20 protein-coding genes and 1 riboswitch are annotated in these 26,981 nt (G+C 51.9%); of the genes, 4 read left to right on the top strand and 16 right to left on the bottom strand.

What is annotated here, in order from left to right; translation table 11 throughout:
• The 10 genes from NST43_RS07285 to NST43_RS07240 form a co-directional block, all read right to left on the bottom strand.
• Positions 1–1,644, bottom strand: coding sequence for a trypsin-like peptidase domain-containing protein (locus tag NST43_RS07285; RefSeq protein WP_209991422.1), 1,644 nt, complete (start codon positions 1,642–1,644; stop codon positions 1–3).
• A gap of 261 nt (positions 1,645–1,905) precedes the next feature.
• A complete protein-coding gene (locus tag NST43_RS07280) occupies positions 1,906–3,117 on the bottom strand; it encodes an MFS transporter (protein WP_339223441.1) in 1,212 nt (403 codons plus the stop codon).
• Positions 3,118–3,272: 155 nt separating this feature from the next.
• Positions 3,273–4,268 carry an ROK family protein gene (locus tag NST43_RS07275; RefSeq protein WP_339225362.1) on the bottom strand — a complete coding sequence of 332 codons (996 nt, stop codon included), beginning with the start codon at positions 4,266–4,268 and terminating at the stop codon, positions 3,273–3,275.
• Positions 4,269–4,322: 54 nt separating this feature from the next.
• Positions 4,323–4,976 (bottom strand): response regulator transcription factor, encoded by a 654-nt coding sequence (locus NST43_RS07270; protein ID WP_339223439.1) that lies wholly within the window; start codon positions 4,974–4,976, stop codon positions 4,323–4,325.
• Between the two features lie 63 nt (positions 4,977–5,039).
• Positions 5,040–6,104 carry a sensor histidine kinase gene (locus tag NST43_RS07265; RefSeq protein ID WP_209991425.1) on the bottom strand — a complete coding sequence of 355 codons (1,065 nt, stop codon included), beginning with the start codon at positions 6,102–6,104 and terminating at the stop codon, positions 5,040–5,042.
• The gene (gene liaF / locus NST43_RS07260; RefSeq protein ID WP_339223437.1) at positions 6,105–7,184 is read right to left on the bottom strand and encodes a cell wall-active antibiotics response protein LiaF; all 1,080 of its coding nucleotides are present in this window, start codon (positions 7,182–7,184) and stop codon (positions 6,105–6,107) included. It abuts the gene before it with no gap.
• Between the two features lie 237 nt (positions 7,185–7,421).
• Complete coding sequence (locus NST43_RS07255; RefSeq protein WP_209991427.1) at positions 7,422–7,568, bottom strand: hypothetical protein; 147 nt, start codon at positions 7,566–7,568, stop codon at positions 7,422–7,424.
• 134 nt (positions 7,569–7,702) lie between these two features.
• Positions 7,703–8,311: a 3D domain-containing protein gene (locus tag NST43_RS07250; RefSeq protein WP_339225361.1), complete on the bottom strand. Its 609-nt coding sequence runs from the start codon at positions 8,309–8,311 to the stop codon at positions 7,703–7,705.
• Positions 8,312–8,571: 260 nt separating this feature from the next.
• Positions 8,572–10,509: a threonine--tRNA ligase gene (gene thrS, locus NST43_RS07245; protein ID WP_339223434.1), complete on the bottom strand. Its 1,938-nt coding sequence runs from the start codon at positions 10,507–10,509 to the stop codon at positions 8,572–8,574.
• Positions 10,510–10,990: 481 nt separating this feature from the next.
• Positions 10,991–15,364 carry a bifunctional 2',3'-cyclic-nucleotide 2'-phosphodiesterase/3'-nucleotidase gene (locus tag NST43_RS07240; protein WP_339223432.1) on the bottom strand — a complete coding sequence of 1,458 codons (4,374 nt, stop codon included), beginning with the start codon at positions 15,362–15,364 and terminating at the stop codon, positions 10,991–10,993.
• A gap of 210 nt (positions 15,365–15,574) precedes the next feature.
• Between NST43_RS07240 and NST43_RS07235 the strand changes: the two genes are divergently transcribed.
• The 3 genes from NST43_RS07235 to NST43_RS07225 all read left to right on the top strand — a co-directional run bounded on the left by NST43_RS07235 (position 15,575) and on the right by NST43_RS07225 (position 17,781).
• The gene (locus NST43_RS07235; protein WP_209994905.1) at positions 15,575–15,913 is read left to right on the top strand and encodes a transposase; all 339 of its coding nucleotides are present in this window, start codon (positions 15,575–15,577) and stop codon (positions 15,911–15,913) included.
• A 14-nt stretch (positions 15,914–15,927) separates the two neighbouring features.
• Positions 15,928–16,833: an IS3 family transposase gene (locus NST43_RS07230; RefSeq protein ID WP_209994904.1), complete on the top strand. Its 906-nt coding sequence runs from the start codon at positions 15,928–15,930 to the stop codon at positions 16,831–16,833.
• A 246-nt stretch (positions 16,834–17,079) separates the two neighbouring features.
• Complete coding sequence (locus tag NST43_RS07225; protein WP_339223430.1) at positions 17,080–17,781, top strand: HAD-IA family hydrolase; 702 nt, start codon at positions 17,080–17,082, stop codon at positions 17,779–17,781.
• A 95-nt stretch (positions 17,782–17,876) separates the two neighbouring features.
• On the opposite strand, the gene mqnC is transcribed toward NST43_RS07225, so the two are convergent.
• The 3 genes from mqnC to metA form a co-directional block, all read right to left on the bottom strand.
• Complete coding sequence (mqnC, locus tag NST43_RS07220; protein WP_209991431.1) at positions 17,877–19,013, bottom strand: cyclic dehypoxanthinyl futalosine synthase; 1,137 nt, start codon at positions 19,011–19,013, stop codon at positions 17,877–17,879.
• Positions 19,014–19,240: 227 nt separating this feature from the next.
• Entirely contained in the window at positions 19,241–20,407 is a 1,167-nt protein-coding gene (locus NST43_RS07215; protein WP_339223427.1) for an aminotransferase class I/II-fold pyridoxal phosphate-dependent enzyme, read from the bottom strand.
• 129 nt (positions 20,408–20,536) lie between these two features.
• Complete coding sequence (gene metA / locus NST43_RS07210; RefSeq protein WP_209991433.1) at positions 20,537–21,454, bottom strand: homoserine O-succinyltransferase; 918 nt, start codon at positions 21,452–21,454, stop codon at positions 20,537–20,539.
• Positions 21,455–21,570: 116 nt separating this feature from the next.
• A riboswitch (SAM riboswitch) is annotated at positions 21,571–21,702 on the bottom strand.
• Positions 21,703–22,128: 426 nt separating this feature from the next.
• Between metA and corA the strand changes: the two genes are divergently transcribed.
• Entirely contained in the window at positions 22,129–23,064 is a 936-nt protein-coding gene (corA, locus tag NST43_RS07205; RefSeq protein WP_209991434.1) for a magnesium/cobalt transporter CorA, read from the top strand.
• 176 nt (positions 23,065–23,240) lie between these two features.
• Here the strand turns inward: corA and NST43_RS07200 are convergent, their stop codons facing one another.
• The 3 genes from NST43_RS07200 to NST43_RS07190 form a co-directional block, all read right to left on the bottom strand.
• On the bottom strand, positions 23,241–24,257 hold the full coding sequence (locus NST43_RS07200) for an HRDC domain-containing protein (protein WP_339223424.1): 1,017 nt from the start codon (positions 24,255–24,257) through the stop codon (positions 23,241–23,243).
• A gap of 166 nt (positions 24,258–24,423) precedes the next feature.
• Complete coding sequence (locus tag NST43_RS07195; protein WP_339223422.1) at positions 24,424–25,305, bottom strand: ROK family protein; 882 nt, start codon at positions 25,303–25,305, stop codon at positions 24,424–24,426.
• Between the two features lie 206 nt (positions 25,306–25,511).
• Complete coding sequence (locus NST43_RS07190) at positions 25,512–26,969, bottom strand: cobyrinate a,c-diamide synthase (RefSeq protein ID WP_339225360.1); 1,458 nt, start codon at positions 26,967–26,969, stop codon at positions 25,512–25,514.
• Positions 26,970–26,981: the final 12 nt, after the last annotated feature.

Raw genomic sequence — 26,981 nt, 5'->3', positions numbered from 1 at the left:
TTATTGCTTCTGAGTCTGTGCATTCTCGAAATCATTCTTGTTGCCGATCGTTACGGGCAGATCCAGCTTCTTGCCGTCACGGACCACATTCAGAGTCGCCTTATCGCCTACCTTAAGCGTCTGGATGTAAGTGATCAGATCCTGGCTGGTAGCGTAGCTCTTTCCGTCAATTCCTGTGATGATATCGTAAGGGCGCAGATCTGCTGTATAGGCTGGAGATTTGAAGACAATTTCGGCCACTACAGAGCCTTCTTTAATCGTTGTCCCCATTTGCTTGGCAACTTCATCGGTAATCGTCATCAGGGTGGCTCCAATGAATGGTACCGGTTCCTTCGGAATTTCCTGATTGGCTTCAAGCTTATCTACTACGCCTTTAATGGTATTTACCGGAATGGCAAAGCCGATACCCTGAGCGTCTCTGCTAACTGCAACGTTCATACCAATGACCTGGCCGTTCATATTAAGCAGCGGGCCGCCCGAGTTCCCCGGATTGATGGAGGCATCGGTCTGGAGCAGGTTTTTATAGGTTTTGACGCCGCTGCCGTCTTCTTCGTTGATATCAATACTGCGGCCTCTGGCGCTAAGCACCCCGGTTGTCACCGTATGGTCGAAGCCCTGCGGGTTACCGATCGCCACCACCTCAGAGCCTACCTTGATGCTGTCGGAATCGCCCAGAGCCACAGACGGGAAGTCCGAGCCTTCAATTTTCAGTACGGCGAGATCCAGATCCTTACTGGAGCCCAGCAGCTTCGCTTCATAAGTCTTGGAGGTGCCGTCTACGGTAACCTGGATGACATCGGCGCCATCTACCACGTGCTGGTTGGTCAGGATATAACCGTTCGAATTATAGATGAAGCCTGTGCCAATACCGTAAGGTGTAAGCTGCGGAGAAGAATTATTCGAGCCCGGCTGGGATTCCGAGTTATTCGAACCGGAGCCGCCGCCGAATTGATCCCCGAAGAAGAACTGTGAGAACGGATCGCTCATATTCGGGCTGCTGCTTCTATTCCGCGAGTTATTCGATTTCACCAGCGTCTCAATCTTGACCACTGCCGGCCCTACCCCATCAACTACGCCGGATACATCTCCCGAGCCGGTGACCAGCGCAGCTGCGGAAGTGGAAGGTGTAATGTTGGCATTGCCGCTAGCCGTCTTCCCCGCCGGATTCAATGCAACCGTGGTTGCCTCCTGGCCTCCTGTGAACCAATTCCCCCGGTCTGCCATGAACATGGAGCCTGATAAGACCACCATTCCAGCGAGAAAAGATACCAATACCGCCTTCACCGGCTTCTTCGGCTTACGGTTGTACTGCCAGCCGTTTCCTCCCTCAGGAGGATTTCCGCCGCGCCCGCCGTTCCCGTCATTGCCGGTAGTGCGGAGCGATGTGTTATAAGGTAAGGACTTCACCGGCTGTGGCGGTGTAACCTCAACCCGCTCAGGTTCGCGGCGGTTATAGTGCTGCGGGTCATTGCCGTTCATCTCATCATTGTTCAGCGATTTGAAAGGTCCGTAAGAATAATAGTACGAGCCGCCTTCTGCGGATGAATTAGTGCTTTTATCAGTATCAGTATGATTATTGTCCCATTCACGATCTGGTCCCGGTTCATGATCACGATTAAAGTTGTTGTTTTTGTTATCGTCCATGTTTACTTTCCTCCCGCGCCTTGCCGTGTCAGGCAAAGTGTTATTTGTTTTGATGTCCTTATTTTGTACTGTAAACCTTAAGGTCACATTAAAAACAATTTAAGCGGAGATAAAAGATACCAAGACGATGATGGATCGTTGATTAATCAAACAGATCTTCTATGGTACGGATAGGCTTCACCTCCATAGGTTCTTTGAATGCTGCCATATGAAAGTAGGCGGCCAGCCAGATGATTGCGCATATAAGAATATAAGCCACGTTTATTCCCTCCCTAAAGTGGATGGGCCCAGCAGCCGGTTCACCCGCTCTGCACTGCAGAACATGAAGATCAGGAGCGTAAGTACAGCAAAAGGGAATACGGAAATGCTGGTGCGCACGGATAAAAGTCCAAATAACGGCGGAATTAACGTTGTCCCCGTATAGGCTACCGCCATCTGATACCCGATTAGGCGGGCTGAATTCTCCTTGCCGAACCGGGCCGGCGTCTCATGCAGGAGACCCGGATAAATCGGTGCGAGGCCCAGACCAATCAATATCAGCCCTGCAAGTGAGAGGGCCGGATGGAACGGGATTACAAGAACGGCTCCGCCTGCAATGGTCACCAATTGACCGTAACGGATAAGAAGGCGGTTACGGACTTTTAACGTGATGAAGCCGGTAATCAGCCTGCCAACTGTAATGCCCGCATAGTATACGGAGATCCAGGCCGCTGCCGTATCTGGCGCAACTCCCCTTGCACCTACCAGATAACTGGCGCCCCACAGTCCAACCATCGCTTCTATTCCGCAGTACAACAGGAACGTCAAAAGAGTAGGCTTCACGCCCCGCAAGCGGATGGTGTTCGCCTGCGGCTTAAGGTTCACTGCCGCATCATCTGGAAGATTGCCGCTAAGTGCTGCGGGAAGCTGCGGCTCCCGCGTGGCAGCAACCTTTTTCCATAGCGGAAGTGTCACTAACAAAATCATCGCGAATCCGAACTGAATGATGGCAACAACCGCATATCCTCCTCTCCAGGACTGGGCGTGTACGAGATTGACCGCCATAATCATGGGTCCCAGGGTCGCGCCTACGCCCCAAAAGCAGTGCAGCCAGCTCATATGATGAGCCTTGTAATGTTCGGCCACATAATGATTCAGCGCCGCGTCCACTGCTCCTGCTCCAAGACCTAGCGGAACGGCCATTACAATGAACCACAACACGGATGGCGACACGGAGAATCCGAACAATGAAGCGGCGGTTAAGAGGCAACTGACAAAGGTAATTCGTCCTGTCCCCAGGCGTTTCACCATTGTATTGCTAAACAGACTGGACACGATGGTCCCTCCGGCAATAATCATCGAGATGATTCCCGCCGACCCAAGCGAAGACCCCATCTCTGGCCAGATCACAGGCCACGCAGAGCCAAGTAAAGAATCGGGAAGTCCCAGACTGATAAAAGCCAGATAAATTATAATCAAAAAATACGTAGACAAAAATTCTCCCCCTAAAATCACTTAATAAATAATCTTTATAAAGTATATAAATTAAGTATGTGCTCTCTCTTATTTTTTGTCAAGAAGCGGATTAATCTATTCAATAAAACAACAAAAAACCCCTGTAGTTAACAAGGGTTGTTAGTACGTTTGGTCTATGTAGGCTCCGGCTCTAACTCCTTCAGGGTCAGCCTGCGCAGACCGTGCTCGAAATCTTCCTGAAAGGTGTGCTGTAACACGACCTCCGGATACACCGGCATGGGATGCTGAAGCTGATAGGCTGCCCAGGCCGATGTCCAGACTTCATCCTCTACTCTGTCCTGATAAATGACAATTCTATCCGGGGCCAGCACTGCATTCACCGTCTGTAAGATCCTGCAGGTTGCAGCTATGAATGTATCCCGGGGTATCTCCAGGCTCCACTCAGGCATATCGGGAAGGAACTTAACCTCGCCTGACATCCCCTGATTTCCTTTTAGAATACTGCCGTTCAGATATATCCCCATACCCGGCGGGTATCCGTTCGGAAAGTAGAGACCCAGTAAATATTGCTCTTCGCCTTCGCTATGCTTCATGCAATATCCGCTGATCGCTGCATTCACATCATTCTCCACCAGAATAGGCAGCCCAAACCGGGTCTCGATCTCTTCTATCAAACGTGAGCCCGTCAGCTCCCGGAGACTGCTGACCTTAATTTCCCCGTTTACCGCCTGTCCCGGAATACCTATGCCAATCACCTTGATGGAAGGATACTGGCTCAGTGCATGTTCAATGATTGTATAGAAGAAATCTCGTTCGAAAACCGGGATGATATGCTCATCCTTCATCAGAATATCGTCCTTCAAATTGATAACTGTGGCGGAGACCAGGACCTTTCCCGCTTTTTCTGTCACGTACATCACCAACGCGAGGCTGAAATTATAATTATAGCGATAGGTCTGTGCGGGTCTGCCCCCGTTGGAGGGCACCACCAAGTCTTCGAACAGTTCCCCTAACTCGGACAGTTCCTTAACTAATGAGTTCACAGTTACTACGCTCAGCTTGGTCAATGCAGCTAGCTGGGGTTTTGTGGCCGTCTCCATACGTTTCATCACCTGGCGCACATTATTCAGATTCATTTCCTTCATCAGATTGGCGTTTGCTATTCGGATAGCCTCCTTATCGGTTCGATAGATCATTAGATTAAGTCAAAAAGTCTGCAACTGCTACCCTTGCGCCCAGCCCTTGCGGTGCGCGTAGATCGCCAGCTGGGTGCGGTCATCCAGCTCGCATTTCATCAGCAGGTTGCTGACATGGGTCTTCACGGTCTTGATGCTGATATGCAGCTCCTCGCCGATATCCTTATTCGTCTTGCCCTCGGCGATCAGCAGCAGCACTTCCTTCTCCCGTTCGGTCAAGCCGGAGGAGTCGCCCTGGACCGTGCGCTGGCGGATGCCGCGGGTCAGTGCCTGCGACACATCACCGGTCATCACCGGCATGCCGCGATAGGCGCCTTGCAGCGCATAGATCAGCTCTTCTGCCGAGACGGTCTTGAGCACATAGCTGACAGCCCCGGCTTCAATCGCATCAACCACCAGATCGTCCTCCAGGAAGCTGGTAAGGATGACAATCTTGAGGCCGGGGAATTCGGCCAGGACCGCCCGTGTGGTCTCAGCTCCGTTCATCACCGGCATCATCAGATCCATCAGCACCAGATCCGGCAGCGCCTCCTGCCCCAGCTCACGCAGCATCGCCAGCGCTTCATGTCCATTGGCTGCTTCCCCGATCACTTCAAACATCGGGTCCAGCATCAGATAAGTTTTGAGGCCCATCCTCACCATATCGTGATCATCTACAAGCAGTACTTTTACGAGACTCATTCTGCACTCCTCCTAACAATTGTATAGCATGATACTGCCCCAGCTTCTTCCCCGCTGAGCCCATCAAGCCTCTTCAGAATCGGCGTCAGTCCCGTTAGCAGTGGTCTCCGCGCGGCCTTGGACAAACTTTGGAATATGTACGCGGATCGTCGTTCCCGCTCCCCTGCGGCTGATAATCTCGACCTGGCCGCCGAGCTTCTCGGCACGCTCACGCATGGTCGTGAGTCCGTAGGAGCCTTGCTTATGCTGCACATGCTCGAAGCCCTGACCGTCATCGCTGATGCTCAGCACGACCTGCCGCGTCACCTCGCGCAGCGACAGACTGACTACGCGCGCACCGGCGTGCTTAACGATATTAGCCATCGATTCCTGAATGATCAGGAATAGCTGATGCTCAATCGCTTCGGACAGCTCACCCTGCAGTTCGAGCTCCTTCACCCCTTTGAGCCCGTTCTGGCGGCAGTAATCCGGGAACCACTTCTCCAGTGCCTCGAACAGATTGCGCCCCTCCAGCTCCACCGGACGCAGCTGTGCAATCAGCGCCCTCATCTGCTTCTGCGCCATCTGGGACATGCTGATCAGCTGATCCATCACCGTCTGCCCGTGCTCGGCGCTGCGTTCAAGCACTTTAGGCAGCGAGGAGGCGGACATATGAATAGCGAACAGCTGCTGGCTCACCGTATCATGCAAATCCCGGGCCATACGCCTGCGCTCTTCCAGTACCGCGCTCTCCGCTGCCTGTTCCTTCTCAATGACTTCCTGTTCCCCGAGCTGCTGGAGCCGCTTCATCTTCTTCTCGACCGTATCCATCATAATGTTGAACTCATGATAGACGCGTGCAAAAGACTGGTCCTCGCTCTCCGGCATCCGCACCGACATATTCCCCTTGGCCACTTGTAGCATATTCAGATCCAGATGATCGATCCGCCGCTGAATCCGCTGACCGGCGATGTAGCCGATGATGACCGTGAACAGTACAATGCCCAGACACAGGTAGATCCACATCCGGGTATCCACCACCTGAATATAGCCCAGGCATGTCCCGGCATACATCAGCCCCGCGCTCACCCCGCCGCTAAGCAGGAAATACACCAGCAGCATCCACTTGGTATTACTGAAGATCCCCATTTAACCCACCGTTTTAACTTTAACGTCACCGATGAAGCAGCTAACGTTGATACGGACCTTCTTGCCCGATTCCTTGTAATATGGCGTCTTGCACTGCACATTGCTCATGAACCCGCTGCGCGACTGCTCAAGCACCTGCATATCACCGATGAACGAGCTGCCGGTCACAGCCACACCCAGATCCATATCATCTGGAATGTACACCTTAATGTCGCCGACAAAAGCAGAAATATTAATCTTCGTCTCGCCGTAAGGAATCTGCGCATTGGTCAGGTCCAGCACCGTATCCCCGATGAACTGCGAAATGTTGGTCCTCTTCAATTGAAAATGCTCCTTGCCCATATGCACATCGCCGATAAAAGCCGAGCGGTTCGTCGCGTCCTTATCATGTCCGGAATCCTGAAACTCCTCATGCCATTCGCCGTGACGGCGGGCTTGCCGTTCCTGACGCTCGTGGCGTCTTCGTTCCTGGCGCTCCTGCTTCTCCTGCCAGCGGGTATCCGCCGAGGCATGAAGCGGGTTACCGTCTGCGTCTTCCTCATTCTTATGCAGATAATCATTCCAGTTCCGATCCTCGCTGCCAGCCGTCTTGCCGAATTTCTGCTCGAACTGCTGATCGAGCGTAGATTCCAGCGGAGCGGGCGGCGCTGTATCCAGCGGACTCTTACCGGGTCCAGGCGGATAGTATCCCGGTGGTGAAGGCGGTGCCGGAGGTATAGGCGGAGTGCCCGGCCGCGGCTTGAAGATGACGGATAATCCGCCGCCGATCAGCATGACCGGAATCAGCATTTTGAAGAAATCGCCTGCCGAGTAGTAGAACCAGTCTAAATTCCGTCCCAGGAAAAACACCCCAAGGGCCAGAAATAAGAACCCTCCCAGTGTTGCCGAGAATCTTGAATGCTGCTCATCCGGAGCCAAAAACCGTTTGATTCCCATCACGATCAGAATAACCGGCCAATAGGTGGAGATCAGTGAACCCAGACTGAAATCCGTGTAGCCCATCTGCCGAAGCAGGAACATTCCCCCCAGAGCGATGAGGAGCAGGCCCCCGAGCACCTGACTGGTGAACCTTCGTTTCATAATGTCATCCCCCTTGTCGTAAATACAACTCTTCCTTAGTAAACACTTATAGCCTTAGTCTACAGGAAGAATGCGGCGGAGAACAGCGGCGTAAGAAGGAACCGTATCTCAGTCTACAGACTGAGATAGCTGGAATAATAAGTAATATTATAGCTACATAAAAAAGCTGCCCCCCAGCCCGTAATCCGGACATGGCAGGACAGCTTGTTGCTTCAGGAGCTTACCGGGAACCCAGCATTACTGCTGCGGTTTCTGAGCCGGCTTGGTCATAGAAGTGCTGCTTTGCTTAGTAGCGCCGTCATTTTCAACAGCGAACTCTGCATTGTATTTTTCATTTGGTGTTTTGAAATTTTCCTGTACCTTCGGTTTCTTGGAATTAGCCACGAGAATCACCTCCCTATAGTATCGGAAGAAGCAAGTATTTGCCCCAGTCGATATTATGGGAAGCAGCCCCCTGTATTATGCATACTCACGTGAAAATAAATTCAAACTCCCGGATTGTATGGCGTAAGCATCCCTTAAATAGCTTCTTCCAGCAAATATTGCGGAACCGCTTTATAGGTCTGGATAGCGTGACCCAGACTCTTCAGCATACTTTCCGTGCATTTGCCGTCGCCGCGCTTAATCAATTGAACCACGACCGACTTCTTGCCCCATTCCTTGTAGACCTGCTTGGTGGTGCTGAAGTAAAGATCGATCTTCCGCCCTTTGATCGCTGATCCGGTGTCAGCCACAATTCCATATCCATAACCCGGTATATATAAAATACTTCCCAGCGGCAGCACCTTCGGGTCCGCAGCAATCGTGGATACCGCATTCTTGTCCCGCCGTACCTTGACTCCAGAATACGTAATCCCGTACTCCGGATGCTTCGCGGTCTTGCCGGTGGATTCGTATCCGGCGGTATAGCCGGTCGCTGTTACTTTCAGCGAAGTGATGATCTGCTCTGGAGCCGGCGCAGCTACCGGTATTGAACCAGGGGCCTTGACAGCATTCTTAGGCTTAGCTGCCTGTCCCTCTTGCTTAGGAGCCTTAACTGCGGCATCCGGCCGTACGACTCTTGAAGAGCCTCCAAGACGAGATGCTGAGCCTGCCTGCTGACTCCCAACCGGTGACTGCTTCTGTATACTGCTGCCAAGTTGTCCTGCAGTGTCTTCCATCCCTCTCGCCTGAACCGACTTGCGCGCGTAATCCGGGAAGATCCCGGCAGCGGTCAGCATAAGGACGATCGTGACGAAAAGACACCAAAACCTCTGGTATAAGCCCATTTTGTTCATTAGTTAAACCCTCCCCATACTACGAAGGTTTCCCGTTTCACAAAATTATATACATGAAACCGCGTTCCGGCGGTCTCATGCGGCTTATAACAGAGGCTTAGTGTAATACTCTAGATAACGCGTCCGGCAACTTCCTGTGCAAGCGAATCAATAGCTTCCTGCAGCGGCTGGGCACCGATATCCCCTTCACCGCGTTTGCGGATTGACACGCTGCCGGCGTTCATTTCATTCTCGCCGACTACGAACATGTACGGCAGCTTCTCGAGCTGAGCTTCACGGATCTTGTAGCCCATCTTCTCATTGCGTAAGTCCACTTCCGCCCGGATGCCGCTACGCAGCAGCTTCGCTTCCACTTCCTTCGCATATTCGTCGAAGGCCGACGATACCGGGATAATCTTCACCTGCTGCGGGGACAGCCAGAGCGGCAGTGAACCGGCAAAGTTCTCCAGCAGGAAGGCTACAAACCGTTCCATAGTTCCCAGAATCCCGCGGTGCAGGACAACCGGACGGTGCTTCTGGCCGTCGTCGCCGACATATTCCAGCTCAAAGCGCTCCGGCAGCAGGAAGTCAATCTGTACGGTCGAGAGTGTCTCTTCTTTGCCGAGTACAGTCTTAATCTGCACATCGAGCTTCGGACCATAGAAGGCCGCTTCGCCTTCGGCTTCGTAGAACGGCAGACCTGCTTCTTCGACTACCTCACGCAGCATACGCTGTGCAGTCTCCCACATCTCGTCGTTGGCATAATATTTCTCAGTATCCTTAGGATCACGGTAGGAGAGGCGGAACCGGTAATCTTCAATCCCGAAGTCGCTGTATACTTGCTTAATCAATTCCAGCACGCGGATGAACTCGCTCTTGATCTGGTCCAGACGGCAGAAGATATGCGAGTCATTCAGCGTCATGGAACGCACGCGGTGCAGACCTGTCAAGGCTCCCGACATTTCATAACGGTGCTGAATCCCAAGCTCGGCAATACGGATCGGCAGATCGCGGTAGCTGTGCATCGAACTCTTGTAGATCATCATATGATGCGGGCAGTTCATCGGGCGCAGCACGAACTCTTCGTTATCGATAGTCATCTTAGGGAACATATCTTCCTGATAGTGCTCCCAGTGTCCGGAAGTCTTGTACAGCTCTACGTTCCCCAGTACCGGAGTGTAGACATGCTGATATCCGAGGCTTGCTTCCAGATCCACAATATAACGCTCCAGAATACTGCGCAGCTTCGCGCCCTTAGGCAGCCAGATCGGCAGGCCTTGTCCAACTAACTGGTTGAAGGTGAAAATCTCCAGCTCCTTGCCCAGCTTCCGGTGGTCGCGCTTCTTCGCTTCCTCCAGCAGGCGCAGATGCTCATCCAGCTGTGCCTTCTTGATCCAGGCTGTGCCGTAGACACGCTGCAGCATCTTATTCTTGCTGTCCCCGCGCCAGTAAGCCCCGGCCACATTCATCAGCTTGAATACCTTGATCTTGGCCGTAGACGGCAAATGCGGGCCACGGCAGAGGTCGAAGAATTCGCCCTGCTCATAGATGGTGATGACACTGTCTTCCGGCAGAGCTTCAATCAGCTCCAGCTTGTAAGGATCACCCAGCTCGCCGAAGCGCTCCAGTGCTTCCCCCCGGCTGACCTCATGGCGGACAATCGGCAGATTCTCCGAGACGATGCGGTCCATTTCCTTCTCGATCTTCAGCAGATCCTCGGGATTGAGCGGATGCTCCAGGTCCATATCATAATAGAAGCCGTCTTCGATCACAGGACCTACTCCAAGCTTCACTTCCTTGGTGCCGAACAGGCGTCTTACCGCCTGCGCCATCAGGTGAGCTGTACTGTGGCGCATCACTTCGAGACCTTCCGGCGAATCAAGAGTTACGATCTCTACCAGATCGCCTTCCTGCAGCGGTGTTGACAGGTCTACGACAATCCCGTTGAGCTTGCCTGCTGCGGCGTTCTTCCGCAGTCCGCTGCTGATAGAGGCGGCTACATCATCAATGCTGCTGCCGTCTGCGTATTCCCGGACCGATCCGTCCGGAAGCTTAATATTTACTGACATGATTACTTCCTCCTAAAGTTTGTTGGGCTATACTTCGCTGAACTCTTCACACAAAAAACACCCGTCCCGCAAAGGGACGAGTGATTGCACCCGTGATTCCACCCAAATTCGATCTATCCTTGCAGCTGCCGCTTATGCTTCAGCTTCACTGCAGAATATAATCCTTCGTTAGCATGGGGATAACGGCCATGAACCGGCGGTTCTTATTATCCGTTAAGGTTCCGGAGTACGGAAGCCGTCAGGAGTTCATAACCGCAGCTACAAAGGGGTAAACCAACAGCCGGTACCGGAGGAAGTTGCAGCCTGAGGCTTCCTCTCTCTGAAACGGTCCAAAGCAAGTGGTTCATATCTTTGTCAACGCTGATAACATGAATTAAGGCAATTATAAATCTCAGCTTATCTTCCGTCAAGCGCAAACCGGCTGTCCGTCCTCAGGCCAGAAAAGGGCCCGTGCTATTTCAGCACGGGCCTTCTATCTGACTTATGAAGCTTTGTTCTCCAGCATACGGAAGATGATCACCGCAGCCTGGGCACGGTTAGCCATGCTCTTCGGTGCGAACTGCTTAGCATCCACACCGTTGACGATACCAATCTGAGTCAGCTGTGCCACCGCCTGTTGGGCGTAAGGAGCAATCTTGGCCTTATCCGTGAATTTGTTCAACGTTGCAGCGTCAACCGGCTGCAGTTGGCCCTTAAGGGCATTCGCAATCATAATCGCCATTTCCTCACGGGTAATCTCACGGCCCGGTTCGAATTTACCGTTGCCGGAGCCTTTTACAAGACCTGCATTCACAGCCGCAGCAATCGTATCAGAGTACCAGACACCCTGCTTCACATCGCTGAATTTCGCAGGTGAAGCCGAATTGCCAAGTTCAAGTGAACGAACCAGCATGGTTACGAATTCTGCGCGGGTTACACTCTTCATTGGCGCAAAGTTCGTGCCGTCCATCCCTTTGATAATGCCTTTAGCTGCCAATGAATTAATGGCATCTGCGGCCCAAGCTACCTTGCCCAGATCCTTGAAGGCTACAACAGGTACCGCCGGGCTTGGCGTTGGAGCTGCCGTTGCCGCTGGTGTTGCTGCCGGACTTGGAGTGGCCGAAGGCGAAGCCGTTGGCTTCGGTGTTGCAGTTGTCACCGGTCCAGGGTTATTACCAGGGTTCGGATTAACCGTTCCAGGGTCTTTTTCCACATTAGTGATCCGGCCTTCAAGAGCAGCCGTGATCGCGCCGCCGTTGAATGTTTTGACGATATATTCATAGAATACATCCAGGTCAATCGGTCCGGCCAGCGAGGAGCTTGCCTCAGTTAATACCTTATAATTGTCGCCGCCCGCAGCCATGAAGTTATTAACTACAGCCGTGTAGCTCTTCGACATTTCAATAGGTGTTCCGTCAGCCTTAGTCAGGTTAGCCACACGCTCTGCAACCGGCAGATACATGTTAGCTGTATATTTCAGACCTGAGATTTGCAGTGTCTTCGTGTCTACGGTGCCGTCAGGCTTAACTGCCCATTGCTGCTGCAGCAGGGTCTTGATCTGTTGACCAGTCAGGGTCAGCTTCACCAGCGTGTTGCCGAACGGCTGGATCTTCGCCAGATCCCCGAACGCTACATTGCCCTTCGGAAGATCCGCACGGATACCGCCCGGATTCATGAAGGCGAAATCAGCAGGATCTTTCTCGCCCTCTTTGAAGATAGCATGACGCATCGCATCTGCAATCAGATTACCCAATGCTGATTCCTTAGTGTAAGCATCTGTACGGGTTACTGTACCGTCAGTAGTTCCTACAGGCTGAGTCAGCTCAGGGTGCAGATTCAGATAGTAGTCCACCAACGCCTTGGTTTCGGCATCCGGTGTGATTTTACTCTGAACCGTGTTCGTTACAGTAGCTGTTTTACTCTTCACTGTACCTGTAGCTCCGTCAATCACCAGCTTGATGTCTTCAAAAGCCGTTCCGTAAGAGTAAGCCTGAACGATCAGCTTACCGTTCACCATATCATTGGCATAGCCATGATTGTCCCCTGCTACGATAACATCAACCGGGGAATTGGCAGGAAGCGCATTAGCCAAATCTACAGCTTCGCCGGTGGATACATTCTTTTTGGTAACCGGATCAGTCTTCGTTGTTGCCGGATCATGGGCAAGCACCACGATCGTCTTGACGCCTTGAGCATTCAGCTCGGCCGCATATTTCTCAATCGCCGCGACTTCTTCCTCGGCACTCAGGAATTTCACACCGGCTGTACCGGCTGGCGATACTTTGCTTGGCGTTGCTTTGGTCACAACTCCGATGAAGCCGATCTTCACGCCGCCAACTTCTTTTACAACATAAGGCGTGATAATAGGTTTGCCGGTGGTGCTGTCCACTGCGTTGGCATTGATATAATCGAAATCTGCTCCATTATGGACGACTTTCTCATTCTTAGGGTCTTTACCGCCGTAGATTTGAGCCTTCATAGCCTCAACACCTTGGTCAAATTCATGGTTCCCCAGGGTGCCGATGTCGAACTTCATGAGATTCATCCATTCCATCGTAGGCTTGTCGCGTTCCAGTGAAGATACCGGAGCGGATGCGCCCACAGAGTCGCCGTTATGGAACAACAGCGAATGCTCATATTTGGCGCGGGCTTCCTTCAAATAAGCCGCAAGTGTAGCCGCTGTTCCTACAGCTTCACCGTTCACCACGGAGGTAGTGTCCAGTTGACCGTGGAAGTCATTAATGCCCAGCAGATGGACTTCAACATCTCCTGTTGGGGTTGGAACAGTTTTTTTGAGGTCCAGAGTGTAGATTTTGAAATTATTTACATCTTTAATTTCTGTAGCTTTAATGTTAGCAGGAGCGACTGCTTCTGCTTTAGGTGAAGACGGGAACGTTACAGTGACGTTGCCTTCAATAGGATCAATCGACCAGTTGTTGTCTGCTGTTGGATCAACCGTTCCCGCAGCACTGATATAATCCATCAGCACCTGACGGTTCTCCATCTGGGAATCAATAATCATGTTAGCGCCTTTGACACCCGGGAAGTTCCCGCCGCCGCTTGCACGGTAGTTGTTGGTAACGACCACGAAGTCCTGATCCAGATCCAGTGGCTGGTAGTCATAAGTGATGGAAGTTACCCGGCTGGAGGACTTATCGTTGATGCTGCCATCGGGCTTATACTTCGCATTGCGGGTGACATCAAGTGTATATTTGATGCCGTCAATCACATCGAAATTGAACACAGCAAATGCTGAATTTAAAAGCGGCTGAGGCGTGGAGATGGAAGGCTTAATGCGGTTGAACGCTCCTGCACTCATCTCCACCCATTCTTTGACGGTCGAACCCTTAACTACAATCGCCTTCAGCGTGTTGTCATAGAGATACAGATCGCTAGCACTGGCAATCGTAAGGTTGCCTTTCTTGATGTCCGTATATTCCTCAGGGCCGTTGCGTCCGGCCTTAAATGGTGCACCGACGCTCAAGATCGGCAGGTTTCTATAATCAGCCAAGTTCTCGTTAGTATGAATCAAGTTAGATACATACTGCTGCTGGGCATAGGTTACGATCTGTACTGTCGGATCATCCTGCACCATAGCAAAGTAGCTGTTCATCGGCGCAGTTGTTACACCAAGCGGTTGATTCACGTAATCAATCGTAGCTTGATGTGCCGCTCCGGCAAGATCATCAATGGCAGAGTCAACGGCTGCGCCAGCAATAGAGCGTGTAGAAGCCTTGGAGCCTGCTTTGTCTACTGTCCACTCGCCGCTACTGTTCTGGGCGATCTTCAGATCGATAAGGCCCAGGTAACCTCCGCCATAGCCCGCTTGTACTGCCGGAGTGCCATTGATATGGCCGTTAACGTTATCTACCTTGGCTACATCATTATTGTAAGGAAGCTTGGTGGACGGATCTTTGAAGGAAGCATCCAGCTTGCTGTCATCCCCGTTCGTCGGGAATACCTTGTGGGTATGCGAGAAGGTAATGGCATCGATGCCTGGAACCTTGCTCAGCAGGTTAATGACATTCTCTGCTCCCGTTCCTTCAGCGGCCGCAGCGTCGAACCCGGAATGAGTCATGGCGACGATAACGTCCGCACCATCGTTCTGCATTTCAGGAACAAACTTCTTCGCTGTTTCCACAATGTCTTCGGCAACAACGTTTTTCTCCAGGTTCACCTTGTCCCACTCCATAATCTGCGGAGTAACCAGACCCAGGAGGCCGACTCTAATGGTAACGGTATTGCCGTTGCTGTCCTTTACTACTTTATCGATGATTTGATAAGGTTCAAACGTATTTTTACCGTCTGACTTATTATAAATATTTGCATTCACATAAGGGAATTTCGCACCCGTAGACTCTTTATAGGTTGCACTGCTCACATTGCCCTTAACTGTCCGGTCCAGATAATCCAATCCATAATTGAATTCATGATTGCCGAAGGTTGCTGCATCATAACCCATGAGGTTCATAGCTGCGATGATCGGATGAATCTGGTCCTCGCTAGTCTTGAAGTCAGACACTTGGGCCATGTACGTTCCCAGTGGTGTTCCTTGAATTAAATCGCCATTATCCAGCAAAAGGTTGTACTTGCCGTCTGGATCATTGCGTGCAGCCTTTACTAAGGTTGAAGTACGGTCCAGACCTACAGTCGCGGAGGCGGCACCCTTAAAATAGTCCCATCCATATACGTTCGTATGAACATCAGTAGTGCTCATCAAACGTAAATTAATGGTTCCCGGATTAATCACCGGAGAAGCCTCAGCCTTTCCTGCCGCCAGCACAGGAACATTGAATACTCCGCCCAGCATCTGTGCTGCCAGAACTGTGGTAGCCAATAAAGAAGCTATCGGCTTGTTCCATCTTCTCTCTCCCATAAATCTAATTTCCTCCCTGTGATTGCTATATTATTCTACCACTGTCCGAAAAATTGTATCATAGCCCTGCCTATGAATCTATCAAATTGCATTAACTCTTATAAATTGTTGTGTAAAATCTCACATTAATTGATCGTTTCTCTTAAGCCCCCTAATCAAAGTGGAGACCTTGACATGTAAGAGGTACACTAAGAAGAGGGAGTGGAGCCGATGAGAAGCAACAAGTTGTACGACGAACAGCGGATCAAAGTAGCCCAAGAAGCGATCCATGGAACCAAGATTTCCTTCCTCGCCCGAAAGTACTCCGTCTCACCCAGCACGATTTCCAATTGGGTGAAGTTCTACAAGGAACGGTTTGGAGAAGAGGCTACCCCGTCCGTTCAGGAACGGATTGAAGATGCGGAGCGTGTCCAAGACCTGGAGACGAAGATGGAGACGGCCATTAAGCTACTGGGCGAAAAGGATTTGGAGATCGAACTGCTGCGTGAACTCCTAAAAAAAGCCAACCCCGCTTACAAGACAGACTCGAACTGGCCAACGAAACGATAAAGCGGGGGTATACGGTGACATTGGTGCTACGGATTATAGAGGTTCAACCCTCCACCTACTATGCCCATAAAAAACGTCTCTCGGGGCTTCTAGGCGGCCCTGCTGCAATAACGACGTCGGGCCGTCCGATCCCCTCCTATTCCCTCACCACTGGTGGTCTGCGGGTGAGTGACCTACAGATCGAGGAATGGCTGAGTGAGCTGGTGGAGGGAGAGGAGAACGGCTATGGCTACCGGAACCTCGCCTACGCCCTGTGGGTCCAGCAGGGCTTAATTCTCAACCACAAGAAGGCATATCGGCTGTGCAAGAAACTCGGGCTGCTTCAGAAAAAGCCGGTAAAGAACGTAAAATACCCTCGGCACCTGGCACGAAATCGAGTGGTCACCGGCCCCAACCAACTCTGGCAGATTGACATTAAATATGGATATGTTCATGGCTACGACCGCTTCTTTTTTATCTTTGATATGATTGATGTGTTTGACCGCTGCATTGTTGGCTACCACGTGGGAGCGAGTTGTACAGCCAAGCAAGTCTGTGCCACGTTAAGAGAGGCTCTAGACAGGCGTTTGCAGCCTGGAGACCCCTCTCCGGTCATCCGTTCGGATAACGGCCCGCAATTCTTAAGTGACGTCTTTGGCGAGTTGTGTGCGGAAACACAGCGTCCGCTGGAGCATGAACGAATTCCTCCAAAAACGCCGAATATGAACGCCTACATTGAGTCATTTCATAGCATTTTGGAGAGAGATTTGTATGCAAAAAGGTACTTTGAAACGTTTGAAGAAGCCTATGAAGCAGTCGCAGCCTATATTGAATTTTACAACGAGCGCCGTTTTCATGGCAGTTTGCAGCGTTTGAGCCCCAAGCAATACCAAGCCGCATGGAAAGCGGGCAAGCTAAAACCGATAGAAATAACGCTGTAAACGAGAAACTGCGAAAACACGAGTTTTTAGCAGAATGTCTCCACAATTAGGGGGCCGAACCGGTTTTTTGTAAAATATAACGATATCATTTTACAATTAAGCGAACAATTAAGTGAAGAAAGCGGAAAAAGCCAATTCAATTGGACTCCATCCTGTTGGACAGGTTAAACAGGAAATAAAAACAGATTAATTACTCTTTTATAAATGGATTTTTACAATACCATAGGATTTATAGGGGGAGTTGAAATGACTATACAAAAACCTGTACGCGGTATATTTCTCGACCTTGGCTGGACGATTTTCCGCCCTGCAACAGGTGATTGGAGGATAACATTAAAAGCGTTGGAATACATAAATCCGCAAATACTAGGGTCAATACCACAAGAACAATTGAATACGGCAATTTCAAAAGCAAATGAGCACCTCAAAAATGAAGTTTACAAAACTGAAGATGAGGAGCTTGAAAGGTATACAAATTACTATAAAACAATGGCTGAAGGGTTACCTGAAATTCACCTTACCGACGAACAAGCTGAAATCATTGCCTACGATAGAGTGTATAACGATGCTAATTATGTGTTTTTTGATCATACAAAACAGACCCTTGAAAGCCTGAAAGAAAAGGTTACGATTGGAGTTATTTCAGATACCGACCCGTCAATCAAAAGGGTTCTTAAAAATGCTGGTATTTATGAGTATTTTGATAATATGACACTTAGTTTTGAACTTGGAGAAAACAAACCTAATCCCGGCATGTTCAGCCATGCACTTGATGCGATGCATTTGCCGGCAACAGAAACAGTATTTGTCGATGATTATGAACAGAACTTAGATGGTGCATCAGCTCTGGGTATACAATCAGTATTAGTCCTATCAAGAACGAATTCTCAAGCAAGCACAAGGTATCTAAACATCAAAAAACTATCCGATTTATTATCCTATTTATAAAAAATGAAACAAGCATTGCAATTTAGCATAAAAATAACGGAGTAAAAACTACAATTTGTAGTTTAACTCCGTTATTTTTGTTTTCTTTATTTATTCTAGTTCTGCATCACAAAATCATTATCAATCTTCGCATTCGCATCCTCGAACGTGCGCAGAATGTCATAGCGCGTGTTGCGCTGCGCCGGGATCTTCCCTGCTTCGCGGATGAGCTGGGTAATGGACTCGATGTTGACCTTGTAGGTCGCGCCAGCGGAGGAGACTACGTTCTCCTCGATCATCGTGCTGCCGAAATCATTACAGCCGTATTGCAGGGAGAGCTTGCCTACTTCAGGCCCCATCGTTACCCAGGAGGACTGGAAGTTCTTGATATTATCCAGCACCAGACGGCTGATGGCTACAGTCTTCAGATACTCCTCCGGTGTCTGCCGGTCAAGCTTCAGGTTCGTATTATCCGGCTGGAAGGTCCAGGAGATGAACGCCAGGAACCCTTCGGAGTCATATTTGTTCGCAATACATTCATCCTGCGCTTCACGGACACGCAGCAGATGCAGCGCCCGCTCTTCCATGCTCTCGCCCAGCCCGATAACCATCGTGGCTGTCGTGTTCATGCCGATCCGGTGTGCGGTCTGCATGACATCCATCCACTCGCGCCAGGAGCCCTTAAGCCGGCTGATCTTGCGGCGGGTACGGTCATCGAGAATCTCTGCGCCACCGCCGGGCAGAGAATCGAGGCCCGCAGCATGAATCTCACGCATGACCTGTTCCAGCGGCAGGCCGGAGACCTCAACCATTTTCATAATCTCAGCAGGTGAGAAGGAATGCATCGTAATCTCCGGGAACCGCTGCTTGATGCCGCGCAGAATATCCGTATAATAGCTGAACGGCAGATTCGGATTCGTACCGCCCTGCATCAGAATTTCGGTTCCGTTTACGCTCATGGTCTCAGCAATCTTCTGATAGATTGTCTCATCGGGAAGCACATAGCCTTCCTCCGAACCGGGTCTGCGGTAGAAGGCGCAGAAGCGGCAATATACATCACATACATTAGTGTAGTTAATGTTGCGGCCGATGACGAATGTCGTCACAGGCTCCGGGTGCCAGCGCTTCATAATAATATCTGCAGCAGCGCCCATCTTCTCAATTTCATTGCTCTCGAACAACGTGATCGTGTCTTCCAGTTGAAGACGCTCACCCTTAAGTGTCTTATCCAGAATAAGGTCAATTGCACTCACCGTTGACGGCCTCCTCTTAATCTATGAAGTAGTATAGATAAATTTAATTTGAAGTAAAATACTCGTTCTCCCATCGTATCACAATCAGCTGTCCTTGAGAAATGTTTCGCTGCGCAGGACTGATAATTGCCCTTGTCCCAGGCAAAATTAAACAGCAGCGCCCGAAGGCACTGCTGCTTGTACGTTCTGCGAATCTTCACATGCCGGGCCAGGTCCGGCGCATTGCCTTATTCCAGCTCACTCCGGGCGGCCTCCAGGGCCTGCCTTAGATCGGCGATCAGATCATCTACATGCTCTATGCCGACCGAGAACCGCAGTAGGCGATCATCCACGCCGACCGCATCGCGGATTTCAGCCGGAATATCGGCGTGGGTCTGTATCGCCGGATAGGTCATAAGCGATTCAACACCGCCCAGACTCTCGGCGAAGGCGATCAGCTTAATGTGGCGGAGCAGCGGCTCCACATAGCTGACCTCTTTTACCTTGAAGGAGAAGATTCCCGTGTTGCCGCTGGACTGGCGGTTCTGAATGGCATAGCCCGGATGGTCCGGCAGGCCCGGGTGGAAGACCTCGGCAATAGCCGGATGCTCCTGCAGATAACGGGCAATGGCGAGGGCGTTGCTCTCATGCCGCTCCATGCGCAGGGCGAGGGTCTTCATGCCTTTCATCAGCTGGTAGCTGTCATTCGGTGCGAGAACCGCGCCCAGGGAGTTATGCAGGATGGCCATTTCAGCCGACAATTCTGCGCCCTTGGTCACAATCAGCCCCGCCAGCACATCGTTATGCCCGCCCAGATACTTGGTCGCACTGTGAACCACGATATCTGCCCCAAGCTCCAGCGGGCGCTGGAAGAACGGAGTCAACAGCGTATTGTCCACAATCGTGAGCAGCCCGTGACGGCGGGCCCAGGTACATACCGCTTCGACATCCGTAATCATCATCAGCGGATTGGTCGGCGTCTCAATGAATACAGCTTTCGTGCCCGGCTGGCGGGCCGCTTCGAGACCCTCCAGATCATTCGTATCTACATAGGAGGCGCTGATGCCGTATTTGGAGAGAATTCGTTCCAGCAGCCGGTAGGTTCCGCCGTACAGGTCGAGCGATACAATAAGATGATCCCCTTGTCCAAACAAGGTGAACACAGTAGTCAGTGCAGCCATACCGGAAGCGCAGGCGAAGCCGGCATCCCCGGATTCCAGGGCCGCTGCCGCTTCTTCGAGTACAGAACGGGTAGGATTTTTGGTGCGGATGTAGTCAAAGCCTGTGCTCTGTCCAAGTCTCGGGTGACGGAAGGCCGTCGCATGATAAATCGGGTAATTAATGGCCCCGGTAGCGGGGTCCTCCATCGAACCCATCTGTGCCAGTCTGCTCTCAATTCTCAGTTTCTCGTCCATCTCCATTGCCTCCTAAAAGTTTGGTAAAGCGTACACAACCTGATCATTCTTCGGGTTAAACTCGCTTCCAAAGCACCCGGCTATGTGTATGCACCTGATTAATTGCTTCTATAATAATAAGTCAACCTCTTAGATAAATGCCCCGATATCGTAAGGAGTCTCCTGGTATACATAGTAATTGAGCCAATTAGCGAATAATAAGTTAGCATGGGCGCGCCAGACTGCCGGCGGTGTACGGGTAGGATCATCCTTGGGATAATAGTGCTTCGGCAGGGCAACCTCCATCCCCTTGGCGATATCCCGGTCATACTCCCATTTCAGCGAGAAGGGATCATACTCCGAATGTCCGGTGACAAAAATCTGCTTCCCGTCATGCGTAGCCACCAGGTACACCCCGGCTTCCTCGGATTCTGCCAGAATCTGCAGCTCCGGGTTCTGCTCAATATCTTCACGGGAGACGTCGGTATGGCGGGAATGCGGCACATGGAACACTTCATCGAAGCCGCGCAGCAGCTTGACATTATTATGGCTAATCGTATGCGGAAACACTCCGAAGCATTTGTCCGGCAGACTCACCTTGCGCACGCCGAAGTGATGATACAGCCCTGCCTGCGCGGCCCAACAGATGTGCATCGTCGAGGTTACATTCTGCTTGCTCCACTCAAAAATCACTTTCAGCTCTTCCCAGTAGTTGACATCCTCGAACTCCAGTTGTTCTACGGGAGCGCCCGTTACAATCAAGCCGTCGAACCGGCGGTGGCTGATCTCATCAAAGGTTTTGTAAAAGCTCTTCAAATGCTCAGCCGAAGTATTCTTCGACGTATGGGAGCTGGGATGCAGCAGGACAACATCCACCTGAAGCGGGGAATTCCCGATAAGGCGCAGCAGCTGTGTCTCCGTAGTTTCTTTGGTTGGCATCAGATTCAGGATGGCGATTCGAAGGGGACGAATATCCTGATGGAAGGCCTGGCTTTCATCCATTACAAAAATATTCTCACCGGATAACACTTCTTTGGCCGGCAGGCTGTCGGGAATTTTGATAGGCATTGCTGTTCACTCCTTAACTGAAATGGGGTTCCACTTGGTGGTTAATACTGAGGCAGGGTAGCGAAAAAAGACCTTTCCCGGGCGAGAAAGGTCATATCATGCAGTCATATGCGCCTCTCTCATCTGCCAGAGAACTTCCGCCGGACGAATAACGCCCTGCAAAGCTTCCGCAAGAATTAGCACCGTGCGTTCACACGCCGGTTGCCGGGTTTCATCGGGCTAGTCCCTCCACCTGCTCTTGATAAGATTTAGCTGTATTCAGTTAAATAACCTTGAAGCATCCGAAAGATGCTTTTTCTTAAATTTCACTTTAAATCATGAACCTCCTTTTCGTCAAGTCCATACAATGCTGAAGGGGCCTTATGACAGAAAACAATTTCTCTTGTAAGAGCCATATCCCGGCGTTATACTAGACAAGTGTTTCAAACCCAAAACGGCGAAAAGAAGAGGTGAGAGAAAATGGAAGGCGACCCGGGCTCGCGAATAAGCGTGCAGAATGAACAACCACACAGGATTAACATCAGCTTGCCGGCGGCGGGAGCCCTTTTTCTTCATGCTCTCGGACCGTCTTTTGGCCTTCATCCATGATTGTACCACCGGCCAAGCTGATTTTTTTCCGTGTGCTGAAATTAGCATACCCCTGGAGAAGACCAGGGACATAAGGAGTGAATCAGATGAAAATCCGGCTGGTAAATGCAGGGGTTTTTACGCCTATTGACAATATTGAAGAAACTTTAACCGCCCCTGCCGAGGGGTTCTACTGGATTGATGCGGATGTGGAAGACCTTGTAGAGCTTCAGCCTATATACGGCCTGCATGATCTGGCTGTGGAAGACTGTCTAAGTGAAGAGGATCAGCGTCCGAAGCTGGAGATTTATGAGAGTCATTATTTCATCGTGGTGAACAGCATCCGGTTCGATGATGAGGAAATTTTCCTCCGTGCGCTCAACGTATTCCTTGGCAGACATTTCATTATTACCGTTACGAAGCAGAAGATCCATGAGCTGCGTGTCCTGAAGCCCGTACTGTGGGAGCAGGAGGTCAATACGCCTGACCGCTTCCTGTATCTGCTGATCGACCTCGTTGTCGACAACTTCTTCTCGGTCGGTGACCGGATTGAAGCGCGGATTGAGAAGCTGGAGGAAGACATCCTCATGCATACCAAGAAATCGCATCTGAGTGAGATCATCGGTCTGCGCAGTGAGATTCTCTGGCTGAAGAAGATGCTCGGCCCGCAGAAGGAAGTTATCAACACGCTCAACAAAAAGGATCTTCGCCTGATTGACGATCAGCTGCAGAAGTATTTCAGCGATATCTACGAGAATGCGGTAAAGATCTCTGAAACCTTCGAAACGTACCGCGATCTCATGGGCAACTTACGTGAAGCTTATCAGTCCAGTATTGCTAACCGCGCCAATGAAATCATGAGAGTATTTACAGCGATTACTACCATATTCATGCCGCTGACCGTGATTACCGGGATCTACGGCATGAACTTTGACAATATACCGGAGATTCACACCGAGTACGGCTACTATGGCGTCATTGCCGTCATGGTGACGTTAGGCTGCGGAATGCTCATTATCTTCCGTAAGAAGGAGTGGCTATGAAGCAGAGCGGACGAATACGAAGGACGAAGGCACCGTATACCCGGCTATTCCGGGACTCGGAGAGCCTTCGTCTTTTTGATATGTCACCGTTATGTAATGCGTCTGCGCGCTGCCCAGGAGTTCAGGTCATCAGGACCGCCGGATTGAAGCTGATGCAGGCCGTCACCCCTCAATAATTATTGAGGCGTGACCATCCCTACCACCGCCGGATGCTCACGCCGGAAACGGATGCGGATCAGCCGCAGGCGTTCGTAATACAGATCGAGTCCGTCAGCAGGAACGAAGTTGTCGCCGTAAGCTTTGTAGAGGACAGGCTTCAGGAAGTTGTCGCCGATCAGTTCATAGGCGGTCCAAATATTGTTCTGTTCTTCGGGGCTCACTTCGCTCAGCTCCAGGGCAATGAGCTTCTCGGCCGAGTAGCCGTCCTTCTCCAGCTCCTCTACCACTTCAAGCACTTCACGGCGGGAAACTCCGCTAAGCACTCTAAGCTGCTCCATCCCTTGATCCTCTTCGATCCCTTGTAACAGAACACGCCGCAGTCTCAGCCGCTCCAGCTGCTTCTTGTACTTAAGCTCCTTCTGCTTATAATGCCAGGATACAAAGCTCTCTTCGTCAATGGCATGATTCACCCAGCTTAGCGGAAAATCATGCTCACGCTCAGCCGCCGCGGTGATGCTGAGCCAGTCCGCTCCATATTGTGAGGCTTTGCCTTCACCGACACCCGGAAGCTGCAGCAGCTCCTCCTCCGTGCGGGGAAGAAACGCGCTGATCATGCGCAGCAGACGGTTGCTGGCCAGGATATAAGGTGCCTTCCGTTCGCTGGAGGCCTTCCCTCTGCGCCAGGAGCATAGCTCCTCGAAGATGGCTTCATTCCCGTATTGCTCACTGTAATACTGCAGCTTAAGCTGCTCCTGGCTGCGGCTGCTGAGGTTATCCTCGTCATGAAATACCCCGTCAATCAGCGGGCGGTAGCCATCCCCCATCTTCACGGCAAGCTCGTGCCGGTATACACAGAGCATCTCATTCCATGATCCGCCTTCATACCACAGGCTGTCGCCCGTCTCTTGTTCGCCGGAGAAATCACGCCAGCCAAGACGCCACTGCCCCTCTTCCTCTCCAATCCACAGCTGGGCAAAAACCTCCCCGTCCACTCCTGATCTTCTGCACAAACGGTTCATAAATACGATCTGCATATGAATCCCTACTTTCGTCGTCTTACAGTACGCATGATATTTGAACGCAAAAAAAGCACCTCTCCCACGAAATTCGTGAAAGAGGTGCTTCCTCTTAAATGCTATACTGTTAAAACCTAGAATACCATATATTACGAAACAGTCAATGTCTTTTTGACAGGAGATCCTACTTGCGGTCCAAAGCCAGCTTGGCCAGACCCAGTGCACCCGACAGACCGGCGTTATCTCCAAGCTGCGGAGACACAATATAGCTGCCAATCTCTTCATTGAGCGCCGGATGCTGCACATATCCGCCGAGCAGCTCCTGCAGCTTGGCATGGATCAGCGGGAAAAGCTGGCTCTGCTTCATCACACCGCCGCCCATTACGATCTTCTGCGGAGAGAGGATCAGCACATAGTTCATAAGCGCATGGGCCAGATAGTGGGCCTCCATCGCCCAGGCCGGATGATCCGCAGACAGCTCGCCCGCCGGCTTACCCCAGCGCTTGCCGATGGCCGGACCCGCTGCCAGACCCTCCAGGCAATCGCCGTGATAAGGGCAGAAGCCTTCGTAGTGGTCCTCGGGATGACGACGGACCAGAATATGGCCCATCTCCGGGTGGGACAGCCCGTGAACCAGCTTCCCGCCCACCACAGCACCGGCACCAATCCCGGTACCTACCGTGATATAGAGGCAGCTATCCAGACCTTGCGCTGCCCCCCAGGTGTATTCGCCCAGCGCCGCGCCGTTCACATCTGTATCGAAGCCGATCGGAACCTGGAATTGCTCCTCCACGGCTCCCACCAGATTATACCCGCCCCAATGGGGCTTCGGTGTGGTTGTAATATATCCATAGGTGGGGCTGCCAATAACGGGATCAATCGGTCCGAATGAACCGATGCCGATAGCCTCCACGGATTTTCCGCTGAAATAATCCATTACCTGGCTCATAGTCTCTTGAGGAGTGGCAGTCGGAAAGCTCACCCGGTCGATAATCGTCCCGTCCTCATTCCCGATACCGCATACAAACTTCGTTCCCCCTGCTTCAATCGCTCCCAACAATTTCACTGCAGTGTTCCCCCTTCTCCTGATGCATCCATATGCTGTTGCTACTGATAATTTCGATAGATTCCTGAGATACGATAAATACAATGATAGTTTCCTGCGCTAGAACTAACCGGCTGATCAGCCCGAGCGCGGTAATAAAGCGTTCTCTTGCCCTATTATACGTGGCTCTTATACGTATGACAAGCGGTTGACATATGGTAGATTCGTTATTCCATTTGTTGTTTGCAAGAATCGGGATCGTGTTGCTGCATAGTCTGTTTGCGGTCTCGATAGGCCCGGCAGGCTGCTACAAGCCGGGCTGCTGCCGGGAGATGGGAGGCCAGATGGATATGCACATAAGCAGCCATGATGCTGCCGTTGATGTAGCCTTCCGGCTGGCTCCCCCCTCTGCCCTTACTCTCATAGGCATAGGTCCGGTCTGCCCCCTCAGGATAGCTCATGACGGAGTAATGAAATTCATGGCCGCGCAGACGCTCGCCCTGCTTCAGCAGCAGACAGTCGTGAATTGCCGTAACTTCACGATACCCGAGTGCCGCCCGGCGTTCCTGCATCACGGTATGTGCCGGAACGATTCCGGCCATCTCATGCGCCGCACCGGTGCGGTCGGTCAGGCTGCGGGCCAGCACCATGTAGCCGCCGCACTCCGCATACAGCGGCATTCCGGCAGCTGCGGCAGACCTCAGTCCGCCGAGGAAAAGCTGGTTCGCGGCAATCACCGCCGCGAATTCTTCCGGGAAGCCGCCGCCAATATAGATGCCATCGGCTTCCGGCGGAATGCCTTCACCTCTGAGCGGGCTGAAGTAAACCAGCCTAGCACCTTCACGTGCGAGCAGCTCCAGATTATCGGCGTAGTAGAAGTTGAACGCCGCGTCCCGGGCGACGGCAATGACCGGGCCAGACTCCACCGGGCCTGTCTGTGTCTTATGTATTATCTGCCCGGCAGGATTACCCTGGTCATCCCCAGCCGCAAGCATCTCCCGCACAGCAGGCGCGGCAGCTGCAAGCTCCAGCAGCCGCTCCAGATCCGTGCCTTGCTCCAGCATGTCGGCGGCACGGTCGAACAAGGGCGCAAGCTCCCCGCGCTCCACTGCGGGCAGCAAGCCCAGATGCCGCTCCGGGATGTCCAGTCCGCTGTCGCGGGGGAGCCAGCCGATCACGGGAATCCCGCAGGCTGCTTCAATGGCCGCCTTAACTAACCGGTAGTGACCCTCGCTGCCGCAGCGGTTCACCAGAACGGCGGCAATCCGCACCTGCGGCTCCAGCTGCCGGAAGCCCAGCACAATCGCCGCAGCACTGCGGCCCATGCTGCGGACATCGACCACCAGCAGCACAGGACTGGCGGTCAGGATGGCGATCTCCGCCGTTGATCCGGTCAGTGCCGTATCCTCCTTGCCGTCATACAGCCCCATGACGCCCTCAATGACGGACAAGTCGGCCTCTGCCGAAGCCTGCAGGAAATACTCCTGCAGATAGGCGCTTGAAGTCATCCAAGAGTCCAGGTTGCGCGAGGGACGATCTGTGACCGCACTGTGATAGGCGGGATCGATATAGTCAGGGCCGCATTTGAAGCCCTGAACCTTCAGGCCCCGCCGGGCAAAAGCACGCATCAGCCCCAGCGTGACCGTTGTTTTGCCTGAGCCGCTGCCTGTGCCTGCGATGACCAGGCGGGGACGCGC

Source organism: Paenibacillus sp. FSL H8-0332, from assembly GCF_037963835.1.
Lineage (GTDB): Bacteria > Bacillota > Bacilli > Paenibacillales > Paenibacillaceae > Paenibacillus_AQ > Paenibacillus_AQ rhizoplanae.
This window is presented reverse-complemented; position numbering and strand designations above follow the sequence as displayed.